Source organism: Streptomyces sp. NBC_01314, from assembly GCF_041435215.1.
Classification (GTDB): Bacteria; Actinomycetota; Actinomycetes; order Streptomycetales; family Streptomycetaceae; genus Streptomyces.
Map to the genome: position 1 here is coordinate 3,664,102 of NZ_CP108394.1, position 13,116 is coordinate 3,677,217.

Consider the following 13,116-nt stretch of genomic DNA (forward strand, 5'->3'; position numbering starts at 1 on the left):
CCGCTGTGCCAAACCTGTGCGAACGGCAAAGCCATCGCCAACTCACCATGCCTGACCTGGACTTTCACGCCTTTCCCGTAACTCGTCGCTGATACGGGCTCGTGACAGGGAGACGGCGCCGGAAGCACCGACTCACCGGCTCCAGCGGGCGAACCCACCTGCCGGACGCGCCGCGCGAGGGGCGGCCGTTCGCGGCGGCGGTGACGGCCCCCGAAGGGGCCGACGCCTAAGGCCGGTTGGCGGCGTGGCCGGGCCGCAGGCCGCTCAGTCCGACAACCTGACGCGCGCCAGCTGCCGCGACTGCGCGACCAGCCGGTCCGCGCTGTCCCAGACCTCGGCGTCCTCCTCCAGGAAGCCGCCGGCGAGGTTGCGGGTGACGATGGCGACCCGGAGCGGTCCGGGCGCCGGACGGCAGCGGACGTGGACGGTCAGCTCGACCGTCGGGACCCAGCCCGTCATGCCCAGCTCGAACGCGGTCGGCGGCAGCGCGTCCACCGCGAGGAGCAGGGAGAACGGGTCGGCGTCCCGGCCGTCGGCGAGCCCGAACCAGGCCCGCATCTCGCCCTTGCCGGACGGCGCGCCGAGCGCCCAGCCGAGTGTCGCGGGGTCGAGCTTCAGGAGCAGCCGGTCGACGAGCGCGGAGCCGCCGGGGACGGGGCCGGGGGCGTCCTCGGAGCCGAAGCACTGCTCGATCGGCGGGATCGCGGGCGACTTCGCCGTCGTACGGACGTCGTCCGGGAGGGTGTCCAGGTCGCCGTAGGAGGCGAGGACGCGTATCCGCTCCACCTCGCGGCCCTCGTCGTCGTACTGGAAGAGGGAGGCCTGGCCGGTCGACAGGGTCCGTCCGGTGCGGACGACGGCCGTGCGGACGACGGCCGGGCCGGGCCGGGAGGCGGTCAGGTAGTGCGCGGAGATGGTGAACGGATCGTCGTGCGGGAGCGCGTCGGCGAGGGCGCGACCCAGGACGGCGAGGAGATAGCCGCCGTTGACGGCGCCGGTGATGGTCCAGCCGGCGGAGAGGTCGATGTCGTAGACGCCCTCTTCGCGGCGCGTGGCCGTCGTGTCGCGGTCGAACTCGCTGTCGCCGATGATCGCCTGGGATGCCTGAGCCATGGCGGTACCGTACAACAGATAAATACTAAGCGGTAGCTTATGCGTGGCGGTGCAACCCGCCCGTCACCCCTCCTCGACCGCCGCGGACCGCCGGTTCCACGCCCTCGGTGCCCGCCAGTGGTACCGCATCGCCAGCAGCCGCAGCACGAAGGCCGTGATCGCGGCGACGGCCGAGGTGAGCGGGTTCAGAGCGTCCTGGCTGATGCACAGGACGACCATCCCGGCGCCGACCATCGCGGGCACGGCGTACAGGTCGCGGTCCCAGCGCAGCAGCGAGGGCACCTCGTTGGCGAGGACGTCACGGAGCACACCGCCGCCGACCGCCGTGGCGAGGCCGAGAGCGACGGAGGCGGTCAGGCCGAGACCGTACTCGTACGCCTTGGTCGTGCCCGCGACACAGAAGAGGCCGAGGCCGGCCGCGTCGAAGACGTTCACCCCTGTCTGGATGCGCTCCACATGCGGGTGGAGGAAGAAGACCAGGAGGGCGGCGAGCAGCGGGGTGAGGAAGTAGCCGAGGTCGGTGAAGGCGGCCGGCGGTACGGCGCCGATGACCAGGTCCCGGAAGAGTCCGCCGCCGAGCGCGGTCACCTCGGCGAGGACCGCGATGCCGAAGACGTCGAAGTTCTTGCGGACGGCCAGCAGCGCGCCGGAGATGGCGAAGACGAAGATGCCGATCAGGTCGAGCGGGTAGGGAGACACTCGCACATTCTCCCCCGCGAACGTGTGTGCGCCTTACATTGCAAGGCGCACACACGGATGGGGTCAGTCTTTGCTGGGGCCTTCGGGCGCTTCCGCCTTCTGTGGCGCGTCGGACTCGACCGCCTTCGCCACCGCCGCCGACGTCTCCGCCGACTCGGCCAGCACCGCGTCAGGCACCAGCTCGCCCGCCTCCTTCGCGGCCGTCAGCAGGACGACGTCCTGGGGCTGCTGGTCCTCGAAGTTCTCGGGGTGGTGGCAGGCGACCCGCTGCCCGGGCTTCAGCTCGGCGAGGGGCGGCTCGGTGGTCGTGCAGACCTGCGTGGCCTTCCAGCACCGGGTGTGGAAGCGGCACCCGCTCGGCGGCGCTATCGGCGAGGGAACGTCGCCCTTGAGCAGGATCCGCTCGCTCTTGGCGTTCCGGCGCTTGGGGTCCGGGATCGGCACGGCCGAGAGCAGCGCCTTGGTGTACGGGTGCATCGGCGCCGTGTACAGGGAGTCCCGGTCGGCCAGCTCCACGATCTTGCCGAGGTACATCACCGCGATGCGGTCGGAGACGTGGCGGACCACCGACAGGTCGTGCGCGATGATCACGTACGTCAGGCCGAGCTCGTCCTGGAGGTCGTCCATCAGGTTGACGACCTGGGCCTGGATGGACACGTCGAGCGCGGAGACCGGCTCGTCCGCGACGACCATCCGGGGCTTCAGGGCGAGCGCGCGGGCGATGCCGATGCGCTGGCGCTGGCCGCCGGAGAACTCGTGCGGGTAGCGGTTGTAGTGCTCGGGGCTCAGGCCCACCAGCTCAAGGAGGCGCTGAACCTCCTTCTTCACCCCGCCCTCGGGTTCGACGCCCTGGAGCTTGAACGGCGCCGACACGATGGTGCCGATGGTGTGCCGGGGGTTCAGCGAGCCGTACGGGTCCTGGAAGATCATCTGCACGTCGCGGCGGAGCGGGCGCATGCCGGCGGTGTTGAGGTGCGTGATGTCCGTGCCGTCGAACTCGATCTTCCCGCCGGACGGTTCCAGGAGGCGGGTGATGAGCCGTCCCATGGTCGACTTGCCGCAGCCGGACTCGCCGACGACGCCGAGGGTCTCGCCCCGGCGCACCTCGAAGTCGATGCCGTCGACGGCCTTGACCGCCCCGACCTGCCGCTGGAGCAGGCCCTTCTTGATGGGGAAGTGCTTGACCAGGCCCTCGACCCTGAGCAGCGGTTTCTCGTCGTCGTCGCGCGGGGCCGGCACGGGGGCCCGGGTCTCAGTCTCGCTCACAGCTTCGGCGCAATCTCTTCGGTCCAGATCCGCGTGCGGTCCTCCTGCGACAGGTGGCAGGCGGTGAAGTGCCGGCCGCCGACCTCACGCAGCTCGGGGCGCTCGGTGCGGGTGATGTTGTCCTTGGGCACGTCCGCGTAGGGGCAGCGCGGGTTGAAGGCGCAGCCCGAGGGCACGTTGATGAGGCTCGGCGGCTGGCCCTTGACCGGGATGAGCCGGTCGGTCTGCGCGCGGTCGAGGCGTGGCATCGAGCCGAGCAGGCCCCAGGTGTAGGGGTGCTGCGGCCCGTAGAAGATGTCGTCGACCGGACCGCGTTCCACGCAGCGGCCGCCGTACATCACGAGGATGTCGTCGGCGATCTCGGCGACCACGCCGAGGTCGTGCGTGATGATGATGACCGCGGAGCCGAACTCCTTCTGCAGGTCCCGGATGAGGTCCAGGATCTGCGCCTGGACGGTGACGTCCAGGGCGGTCGTGGGCTCGTCGGCGATCAGCAGTTCGGGGTTGTTGACCAGGGCCATGGCGATCATGGCGCGCTGGCGCATACCGCCGGAGAACTCGTGCGGGTAGCCGTCGACCCGCTTGTCGGGCTCCGGGATGCCGACGCGGTCGAGGAGTTCGATGGCGCGCCTGCGGGCGACCTTCTTGCTGACGTCGTGGTGGACGCGGTACGCCTCGACGATCTGGCTGCCGACCTTGTAGTACGGGTGCATCGCGGACAGCGGGTCCTGGAAGATCATCGCCATGTCGCGGCCGCGCAGCCGACGCACCTCGTCGGGGCTCGCCCCGACGAGTTCCTTGCCGTCGAGCCAGATCTCGCCGGACATCCGCACGTTCTTGCCGCGCGCGCCGAGTCGGTGCAGGCCCATGATCGCCAGTGAGGTCACCGACTTGCCGGAGCCGGACTCGCCCACGATGCCGAGGGTCTTGCCCTTCTCCAGATGGAAGGAGAGGCCGTCGACGGACTTGACCATGCCGTCGTCGGTCGGGAAGTGCACCTTGAGATCGCGCACATCGAGGAACGCCCGGGAGTCGTCCCCGGCGCGTGCGGGCTCGCCGACGGCGGCCCCGGTCTTGGACAGTTCGGTCACGAGAGCCTCACCCGCGGGTCGATCGTGGCGTACAGCAGGTCCACCACAAGGTTCATGAAGACGACGAAGAACGCCGCGAGCAGGGTCACCCCGAGGATCGGGGGCAGGTCGTTGGCGCCGATCGACTGGACCGCGTACTCGCCGATGCCGTGCAGGGAGAACACGTACTCCGTGATGAGGGCACCGCCGAGGAGCAGACCGACGTCCATGCCGAAGACGGTCACCAGCGGGGTCAGCGCGGCCCGCAGGCCGTGCCGGACGACCACCTTGCGCTCGCGCAGGCCCTTGGCCCGCGCGGTGCGGATGTAGTCCTCGTTCATCGTCTCCAGCATGCCCGAGCGGGTGAGCCGGGCGTAGATGGCCGAGTAGAGGAGCGCCAGCGAGCACCACGGAAGGAAGAGGGTGTTGGCCCACTGCGAGGGGTTCTCAGTGAAGGGGACGTAGGTCCTGCCGAAGATCTCCAGGTTGTAGCTGAACAGCAGCAGGGCCAGCTGTCCGGTGAAGAACATGGGCAGGGAGACGCCCGCGAGCGCCACGCCCATCGCGGCCCGGTCGAAGAACGAGCCGGGCTTCAGGGCCGAGATCACACCGGCCGTGATACCGCCGATCAGCCACAGCACGGCGGCACCGGCGGCGAGCGAGATGGTCACCGGCAGCCGACTGGTGAGCTGCGGCCAGACCTCCAGGTGGTCCTTGAAGGAGTAGCCGAAGCAGGGGGCGTCACAGCGGACCGTCGTGGGGCCCAGGTCGTACGTGGCACCGGAGACAATGCCCTTGACGAAGTTCCAGTACTGCTCGTAGACCGGCTGGTCCAGGCCGAGGTTCCGCTTGACCGCCGCGATGTCCTCGGGCGAGGGGTTCTTGCCGATGTACTGCTGTGCCAGCTGGTCGACGGTCTGTCCGGCGAGCTTCGGCAGGATGAAGAAGATGCCGAAGGTGACCGCGGTGACGACGAGCAGCAGGATCACCGCCGCGATCGACCGGCGGATGATGTACGAGATCACGAGGACCGGCGCCGGCGCCCGCAGGATGTTCTCCCGCGGGCGCCAATGCCTTCACCTGCCTTCCGGGGCTACTTCTTTTCCTTGGCACCGATGTTGAGGTAGTCGTACTGACCACTGAAGGCCGAGGACGACACCAGGTTGGTGGCGTACGGCGAGCGGTACAGCAGGACCTTGAAGTAGGTCAGCGGGACGATGGCGGCCTGCTCCATGACCTTCTTGTCGACCTCGGTGTACGCGGCGGTGCGGGCGGCCTCGTCGGTGTTGCCGATCGCGTCGTCGAGCAGCTTGTTGATCGCGGGGTCGTCCAGCTCGGACAGGTTGGTGTTACCGGACTGGCCGATGGCCTTGCCGTGCACGATCTGCTGCAGGAAGCCGTAGCCGGTGGGCCAGTCGGAACCCCACTGCATCATGATCAGGCCGATGTTGTTCTTCTTGTTGAAGGACGGCACACCCGCGTAGTCGGAGAAGTACTTGCCCGACGGGTACTGCTTGATGTCGGCCTCGATGCCGACCTTCTTCAGCGCCTCGACGACCGCGGTGGCCGCGTCGACCTCGCCCTGACGGTCGGTGCGGGCGGAGATGGAGGTCTTGAAGCCGTTCTCCTTGCCGCAGGCCTTCAGGGACTCCTTGGCCTTGGTGACGTCACCCTTGCTGTCCGGGGTGGCGTACGCGTCGGCCTTCTCGTAGCCCGTGACGTCGGGGGGCAGGACGGTGGAGGCGATGTCACCGCGGATCGGGCCGCCCATGGCGGTCTGCACGGCCACCTTGTCGATCGCGTACTCGACGGCCTTGCGGCAGTCGACGTTGTCGAACGGCGCGACCTTGGTGTTGATCGCCGTGTAGACGAGACGGCCGCCGGACGCGTTGTCCGTGTTGGCCAGCTGGTCCTTGTCCTTGAGGACCTGGGCCTGGGTCTGGGCGTCGACACCGGTGCCCTGGATGTCGATCATGGTGTCGCCGGCCACGACGTCCTTGTCGATGGTGGCCTTGTTGACCTTCAGGTTCACCACGATCTTGTCCGGGTACTGCTTGCGCAGCGGGTCCGTCTTGGCGTCCCACTCCGTGTTGCGGACGAGGACGATCTGCTTGCCCTCCTCGTACTTCTCGAACTTGTACGAGCCGGTGGAGACGACCTTCTTGGTGTAGTCGACGCCGGTGTCCTTGGCCTTCGGCACCGGAGCCGTCTGCGGCATGCTCGCCAGGTAGTCGAACTCGGAGAACGGCTTGTTCAGCTTGAAGACGATCGTGTGGTCGTCCGGGGTCTCGATGGACGAGATGCCCTTGTCGCTCTTGTCCGCGTAGGGACCCTTGTACTTCTTCGGGTCGTCCAGCATCTGCTGGAAGTAGTTGGGGCCGAGCGAGAGCACGTCACGCGAGAAGTTCGAGCGCTCCACGGCGTACTTGACGTCCGCGGAGGTGACCGCGGTGCCGTCCTCGTACTTGACGCCCTGGCGGATCTTGTACGTCCAGGTCTTGCCGCCGTCGCTGGGGGTGCCCGCGCTCTCGGCCAGGTCCGGGACGAGCTCGTTGCCCGCCTCGCCCGCGCCGGGCTTGAACGTCATCAGCGGACGCGCGTAGAGGCGGCTGAAGTTGAAGCCGTACGCGTAGTACATGTTGCCCGGGTCGAGGGACTCGGGGGTGTCCGTACTGGCGTAGGTGACCGTACCGCCCTTCGCCGTGGACTCGTTCACGACACCCTTGGTCGCGGCGTTGGCGCCGGCGCCCTTGGGGGTGTCCTCCGTGCCGTCTTCAGCCTTGCTGCAGGCGGACAGAAGCAAGCCGGCGCTGCTCACAACCGCGACAGCGGCCATTGCTGACCTTCGCATGATGGTCGGTTTCTCCTTCGTAGTTGGACAGTTGCGTGGGACTTCGGGCCACAACCGGGCCGCGGTCGCAGACGTCAGCGGCTGCGGGGGTCGAGGGCGTCCCGGAGGCCGTCACCGAGGAGGTTGAAGGCCAGCACCGTGATGAAGATCGCGAGGCCGGGAACGATCATGTACTGCGGGTCGACCTGGAAGAAGTCGACCGCGTCGTTGAGCATTCCGCCCCAGGAGGCCTGCGGCGGCTGGATCCCGACGCCGAGGAAGCTGAGCGACGCCTCGAAGATGATGTTGGTCGGGATGAGCAGGGTCGAGTAGACGATGATCGGCGCGACGAGGTTGGGCAGCAACTCCTTGAACAGGACGTACGGGCCGCCGGCCCCCATCCCCCGCGAGGCGTCGATGAACTCCCGCTCGCGCAGCGCCAGGGTCTGACCGCGCACGATGCGTCCCATGTACGGCCAGTTGAAGAAACCGATGACGAAGATGAGCACCGAGATGTGGAGTGGCAGTCCTTCGAGGCCGAAGGCACCGCCCTGGAGCGTCGCGGAGATGGCGATGGCGAAGAGCAGCAACGGGAACGCCAGGAAGGTGTCCATCAGCCGGCTCACGATCGTGTCGACCCGGCCGCCGTAGTAGCCGGCGACCAGGCCGAGCACCACTCCGATGGCGTTGGACAGGATCGTCGCGCCGAAGGCCACGACCAGGGAGACCCAGGAGCCCTCAAGAATGCGGGCGAGGATGTCACGGCCGAACTTGGGGTCGACCCCGAGCGGGTGGTCCAAGCTCATCCCGCCGAAGTCGCCCTTGGGTAGGGAGGTGTTGGCGTCGATCAGATCCTGGTTGAAGGTGTTGGGGTCGAGCCCCAGCATCGACTGCAGCGGCCGGGAGAGGGCCGCGATCAGGATCAGCAGGACGACGATGAGACCGCCGGCGACCGCCACCTTGTCGCGCTTGAAGCGGGTCCAGGCGATCTGGCCGAGCGAACGGCCCTCGATCTTCTTGGCCTCGACACCTTCCAGCACGGCTTCGGGCTGCGCCTCGGCCTGCGATCCGGTCGTCTCAATGGGTGCGGTCATCGTCCCTCGTGCTTGCCCGTGCCGGTGGTTGCCGACTGTGCCTGACGGCCGCCCGGGTCTGCGGTGCGGTCCGTCACCACTGCTGTTCTCTCTGTTGCACTGTGTTACTGCTTGGTACGAGGGGAGAGACGGCATCGAACTTCACCGTATGAACAGCGCGTTCGCCCGATCCCCCCATCGCTCTGGGGGAGTCTTCAACGGTCGCGCGATCAGGCACCAGACCCGGCGGCGAATGTATGCGCAACCGTGATGTGGCCAGCAGGGTTCCGCTATCCGAACGTGACGCTCTGTTGAGCGGTGGGCGCGACGGTGACACGTGACCGAGCCACGAGATGAGGGGCGGGGCGGCCTGCGCGGAGCGCGAGCCTCAGTACGCGCGCGGGTACCCGTATCCGCCCGCTGCCGGGGCCTGCGCCGGGGCCGCGTGGGCCTCGCGGTCGTAGAAGGGGCGGGCGCCGGCCCGCAGCCACATGGCGACCGGGTCGTACTCGTCGGACATGGCGACGGTGGAGACGGGCAGGCCGTCCGGGACCGCGCCGATGGACTGCTGCATCATCCCGCGCACCGAGTCGACGGCCGGCGGCGAGGTGTCGTACACGTCGAGGCCGATCGCCAGGTACGGCGCGCCGAGCGCGGGCTGCACCCAGGCGCGGCGCAGCGAGCGCACGGCGGGCGTGCGGTGGGCGTTCTGCGTCAGCAGGGCGTAGAACTGCGGGATCTCGATGGCCGGCTCGGACAGCCGGAGCGGGCCCGCGGGCTGCCGCTCCAGGCCCGTGGCGATCCGGCGCAGGTCGAGCCAGGGGATGCCGACGCCGCCGCCCGGCGCGTGCGGGTTCAGCCAGAGGCCGTAGTGGTCGGGGTAGAGGGTGCGGGCCACGTCGAGGCCGTCGACCACCTCGTAACTGCGGTTCCAGCCACTGGCGGAGAGCTCCTGGGCGGAGGTGACGCACGGGGCGTAGTTGAACCCGTCGACCTCCATGTTCCCGTACTGGGCGTCCGGGGAGCCGCCCTGGCCGTGCCAGAGCAGCATCCAGATCTGGCCGGAGGACGGGTCGGCGAGGGCACGCAGCAGCGCCTCGTAGGCGTCGTAACGCCCGGGCGTCACCTGGCGCAGCATGTGCTCGACCTGCCCGGTGGCGATGCGGCTGCTGGCGCTCACGTGGGCCGCCCTTCGGTGTTGGACCTTGGTTGTAGGAACCAGCTTAGGTGGTGTGCGGGTTGAGCCGGTCAGGGCTCGGGGGTTGTCGCGCGTGGCGGGGTGCGGATGCGTCGCGGCTGGTCGCTCCCCCACTCTCGACTTCGCTCGAGCGGGAGGGACCCCCATCGCGGCGGGGCCGCGCAGCGGTACAGCCCCCGCCCCTTACGCGCGCCGGTCAGTAGCCCTGCTGATAGAAGGGCCGGACCTTCTCGCGGAGCCATTCGCCCACCGGGTCCTGGGCGACGTCCAGGAAGACCATGTTGACGGGCCAGGGGACGGGGGTCCTGGTGAGGGCCCGGCCGAGGGCGGCCAGGGGGAGGGCGCGGTCGGCCTCCCAGGAGGCCAGTTCGACGCCGATGAACATGACGGGGTCGGCGGTCTCGACGGAGGCGAGGCAGCGGCGGGCGGAGAGGACCACTCCGGTCGCGGCGAACTCGGCCGAGGCGGCCGCGAGGAAGTCCACGGGGTCGTCCTGCCAGTCCGGTTCGAACAGCCGCACGCGGGCGCCGTTCGCCGATCCGTCCAGCGGGGTCCGCCCGGCCCGGCACAGCTCGGCCACGGCGGGCGGCGGCAACGGCATACCCACGACACCGTCCGGGTTCAGGACCAGACCGATCTGCGGGGGCAGGCCACGCGCGAACTCGACGGCCGGGGCGATCGTGTACGACATGTGGCTGCCGGCGACTTGGCGGAACTGCTCCTCGGAGCTGAAGACCGGCACGTACGCCTGGCCGTCGAACTCCATCGTGGGCAGATCGAGCTGACCGCTCCGGGGCCCGCCGCCCTCCGGCAGCGGCACCCATACGAAGCTGCGGGCCAGCACCTCGACGATCCGCGCCCCGGCCTGGGGCACCCCGAGCGACGCGGACAGCACCTCCTCCAGCTCGTTGCCGGGCCACCCGCCGTGCCCGTGGGGATGTGCCTGTGCCGAAAAGTCCGCCGGGAAGTCCATCTGCTGCCTACCGCTTTGCTCCGTGATGCTGTTGTCCCTGCACCTTAATTGCTTCCGGGCCAGGGGCGCGCCCCGCGGAGCCTCTCTCTCACCCCCCGAAGTCGATCCGCTTCAGGACGTCCGCCGCGGCCCGGTCGATCAGCACCGCCGCCCCGCACCCCTCAGGCAGCCGCCCCTCCTCCACCGCTCGCAGCAGCCGGGTCATGGCCCCCCGGTGCCGGGCGAAGGCGTACCGCGACACGCCCCGCCCCCGCTCCCGCTGCCCGTCCCGCGCCTCGCCGGGAGTCACGTCGAGCAACAGCAGATGCAGGGTGCCGCCCCGCCTTCCGGCCTCACGCGCGAGCCACCTCCGTACCCACGCCTGTGCCCCGCAGTCGTGCACGACGACGCCCTCCCCCGAGCGGAGGGCTCGCCGCAGCCCCGCGTAGTGGGCGAGGCGCACGAAGGGCCGGTAGGCCGCGTACGGCAGGTGGCGGGCGAAGCGCGCGTCGAAGCGGTCGCGGGTGTCCTGGGAGTCGATCCGTACGCCGGGCACGGACCGCCGCATCAGCGTCGACTTGCCGCTGCCGGGGAGCCCGGTGACCACCACCAGGTCGTCGGGTCCGAAGGACAGTCCGTGCGGGCTCCGCCCGGCACGCTCCCTGAGGTCGCGGACGACGGCCCTCGGGAACGGGCCGCACGCCTCACCCGCCGGCGCGACGGGCTGCTTGGGCATGGCGATGCCCGAGGTAGTCGCGTACGCCGTGGTCCTGTTCACCGTGATCGTCCTCCCCGGGGGTATGGAGTCCCATCCCCACAGACTGTAAAGAGAAGGTAATGCCCGATCCCTCCTGTTTCAGTCCTCGTATGGCCACAAGAGTGCTACGGACCGCTGTGCCTGCCTGTGCTCGTCGACTCCCCACCTGTGAAAGGTCCCCCTGCCGCGCCCCGTCGATGCGTGCAATGATGTGCGCGCCAACTGCATACCGGCCGCTTGAATCCGCGCGGGAGAGCTCCCAGCAGTCTCGCTGGGGCGCCGAAGGAGCAAGTCCCTCCCTTGAATCTCTCAGGCTCAGATACCGCGTGGGCGAGGCACATCTGAAAAGCGGGCCGCACCTCTCTTCCGCAGAGGACGGCTCCACCCACGGTGCAAACCACGACCACCAGTACGTACGGTCGTGGTGAACCTCTCAGGTTCCGATGACAGATGGGGAGGATCGACCTCGCCTGTCATGCCCTGGGAGCAGAACCGATGAGCAGTAGCCCCACCGCTGGATCGCGCCGTACCGCGCTCGATGCCCTGCATCGCTCGCTCGGTGCGACGATGACCGACTTCGCAGGCTGGGACATGCCCCTGCGCTACGGCTCCGAACGCGACGAGCACCTCGCCGTCCGCACGAGGGCCGGCCTCTTCGACCTCTCCCACATGGGTGAGATCACCGTGTCCGGCCCGCGGGCCGCCGCACTGCTCGATCACGCGCTGGTCGGCAACATCGGCGGTGTGAAGCCCGGCCGCGCCCGCTACAGCATGATCTGCCGCGAGGACGGCGGCATCCTCGACGACCTGATCGTCTACCGCCTGGGCGAGACCGAGGCTGGATCCTCGACCTATCTGGTCGTCGCGAACGCCTCGAACGCCCAGGTGGTGCTGGACGCGCTCGTGGAGCGTTCGGCCGGGTTCGACGCCGAGGTGCGGGACGACCGGGACGCGTACGCGCTGATCGCCGTCCAGGGCCCCGAGTCGCCCGGGATCCTGGCCGCCCTCACCGACGCCGACCTCGACGGGCTGAAGTACTACGCGGGGCTGCCCGGCACGGTCGCCGGGGTCCCCGCGCTGATCGCGCGCACCGGGTACACCGGCGAGGACGGCTTCGAGCTGTTCGTGAGGCCGGAGCACGCCGTCGAGCTGTGGCAGGCGCTGACCGAGGCGGGCGAGGGTGTCGGCCTGGTGCCCTGCGGGCTGTCCTGCCGGGACACGCTCCGCCTGGAGGCGGGCATGCCGCTGTACGGGCATGAACTGTCCACCGCGCTGACGCCGTTCGACGCCGGGCTCGGGCGGGTCGTGAAGTTCGAGAAGGAGGGCGACTTCGTCGGGCGTACGGCGCTGACGGCGGCCGCCGGGCGCGCCGCCTCGGCCCCGCCGCGCGTCCTCGTCGGGCTGGTCGCCGAGGGCCGCCGGGTGCCGCGCGCCGGATATCCGGTCGTCGCCGACGGCAAGGTGATCGGCGAGGTCACCTCCGGTGCGCCCTCCCCGACGCTGGGCCGGCCGATCGCCATGGCGTACGTCGACGCCACGCACTCCGCGCCGGGCACCGCCGGTGTGGGAGTGGACATCCGGGGCAGCCACGAGCCGTACGAGGTCGTGGCGCTGCCGTTCTACAAGCGGCAGAAGTGACACCTTCGTAGTCGTCCGTTCAGAAGCGGCACCGGTGCGGACCCCGAGAGTGACACGGGGCACATCCGCGCTGCTCAACAGCGGTTTCAGCAGTCCCCCCTTCCTCACCACTCCCCCGCTTACAGGAGAATTCAGGCCATGAGCAACCCCCAGCAGCTGCGTTACAGCAAGGAGCACGAGTGGCTGTCGGTCGCCGAGGACGGCGTCTCGACGGTCGGCATCACGGAGTTCGCGGCGAACGCGCTCGGCGATGTCGTCTTCGCCCAGCTTCCCGAGGTGGGCTCCACGGTGGCCGCGGGCGAGACCTGCGGCGAACTGGAGTCCACGAAGTCGGTCAGTGACCTGTACTCGCCGGTCTCCGGTGAGATCACCGAGATCAACGAGGACGTCGTCAACGATCCGTCGCTGGTGAACACCGCCCCGTTCGAGGGCGGCTGGCTGTTCAAGGTACGTGTCGCGGAGGAGCCGGACGATCTGCTCTCCGCCGACGAGTACGTCGCCCACACCGCCGGCTGAGATG

12 protein-coding genes and 1 riboswitch are annotated in these 13,116 nt (G+C 69.3%); of the genes, 2 read left to right on the plus strand and 10 right to left on the minus strand.

What is annotated here, in order from left to right; genetic code table 11:
- Window positions 1-264: 264 nt before the first annotated feature.
- The 10 genes from OG622_RS15980 to OG622_RS16025 all read right to left on the minus strand — a co-directional run bounded on the left by OG622_RS15980 (window position 265) and on the right by OG622_RS16025 (window position 10,979).
- Complete coding sequence (locus tag OG622_RS15980) at window positions 265-1,113, minus strand: thioesterase family protein (RefSeq protein WP_371576757.1); 849 nt, start codon at window positions 1,111-1,113, stop codon at window positions 265-267.
- 63 nt (window positions 1,114-1,176) lie between these two features.
- A complete protein-coding gene (locus tag OG622_RS15985) occupies window positions 1,177-1,812 on the minus strand; it encodes a trimeric intracellular cation channel family protein (RefSeq protein ID WP_371576758.1) in 636 nt (211 codons plus the stop codon).
- Window positions 1,813-1,875: 63 nt separating this feature from the next.
- Window positions 1,876-3,078 (minus strand): ABC transporter ATP-binding protein, encoded by a 1,203-nt coding sequence (locus tag OG622_RS15990; RefSeq protein ID WP_371576759.1) that lies wholly within the window; start codon window positions 3,076-3,078, stop codon window positions 1,876-1,878.
- Window positions 3,075-4,169 (minus strand): ABC transporter ATP-binding protein, encoded by a 1,095-nt coding sequence (locus tag OG622_RS15995; protein WP_371576760.1) that lies wholly within the window; start codon window positions 4,167-4,169, stop codon window positions 3,075-3,077. The genes OG622_RS15990 and OG622_RS15995 overlap by 4 nt, the downstream gene beginning before the upstream one ends.
- Entirely contained in the window at window positions 4,166-5,173 is a 1,008-nt protein-coding gene (locus OG622_RS16000) for an ABC transporter permease (protein ID WP_371576761.1), read from the minus strand. Before OG622_RS16000 ends, OG622_RS15995 begins: the two co-directional genes overlap by 4 nt.
- Window positions 5,174-5,241: 68 nt before the next feature.
- Entirely contained in the window at window positions 5,242-6,999 is a 1,758-nt protein-coding gene (locus OG622_RS16005) for an ABC transporter substrate-binding protein (protein WP_371576762.1), read from the minus strand.
- 74 nt (window positions 7,000-7,073) lie between these two features.
- Window positions 7,074-8,072 (minus strand): ABC transporter permease, encoded by a 999-nt coding sequence (locus OG622_RS16010; protein WP_371576763.1) that lies wholly within the window; start codon window positions 8,070-8,072, stop codon window positions 7,074-7,076.
- Window positions 8,073-8,439: 367 nt separating this feature from the next.
- Window positions 8,440-9,231, minus strand: a complete 792-nt coding sequence (locus OG622_RS16015; RefSeq protein WP_371576764.1) for an enhanced serine sensitivity protein SseB C-terminal domain-containing protein — start codon at window positions 9,229-9,231, stop codon at window positions 8,440-8,442.
- 214 nt (window positions 9,232-9,445) lie between these two features.
- Entirely contained in the window at window positions 9,446-10,222 is a 777-nt protein-coding gene (locus OG622_RS16020) for an enhanced serine sensitivity protein SseB (protein ID WP_371576765.1), read from the minus strand.
- A gap of 88 nt (window positions 10,223-10,310) precedes the next feature.
- Window positions 10,311-10,979, minus strand: a complete 669-nt coding sequence (locus OG622_RS16025; protein ID WP_371576766.1) for an AAA family ATPase — start codon at window positions 10,977-10,979, stop codon at window positions 10,311-10,313.
- A 217-nt stretch (window positions 10,980-11,196) separates the two neighbouring features.
- Window positions 11,197-11,293: riboswitch (glycine riboswitch) on the plus strand.
- A gap of 160 nt (window positions 11,294-11,453) precedes the next feature.
- Here OG622_RS16025 and gcvT point away from each other — a divergent pair.
- Both gcvT and gcvH read left to right on the plus strand, forming a co-directional pair.
- Window positions 11,454-12,596 carry a glycine cleavage system aminomethyltransferase GcvT gene (gene gcvT, locus OG622_RS16030; protein ID WP_371576767.1) on the plus strand — a complete coding sequence of 381 codons (1,143 nt, stop codon included), beginning with the start codon at window positions 11,454-11,456 and terminating at the stop codon, window positions 12,594-12,596.
- 138 nt (window positions 12,597-12,734) lie between these two features.
- Window positions 12,735-13,112, plus strand: coding sequence for a glycine cleavage system protein GcvH (gene gcvH / locus OG622_RS16035; RefSeq protein WP_371576768.1), 378 nt, complete (start codon window positions 12,735-12,737; stop codon window positions 13,110-13,112).
- Window positions 13,113-13,116: the final 4 nt, after the last annotated feature.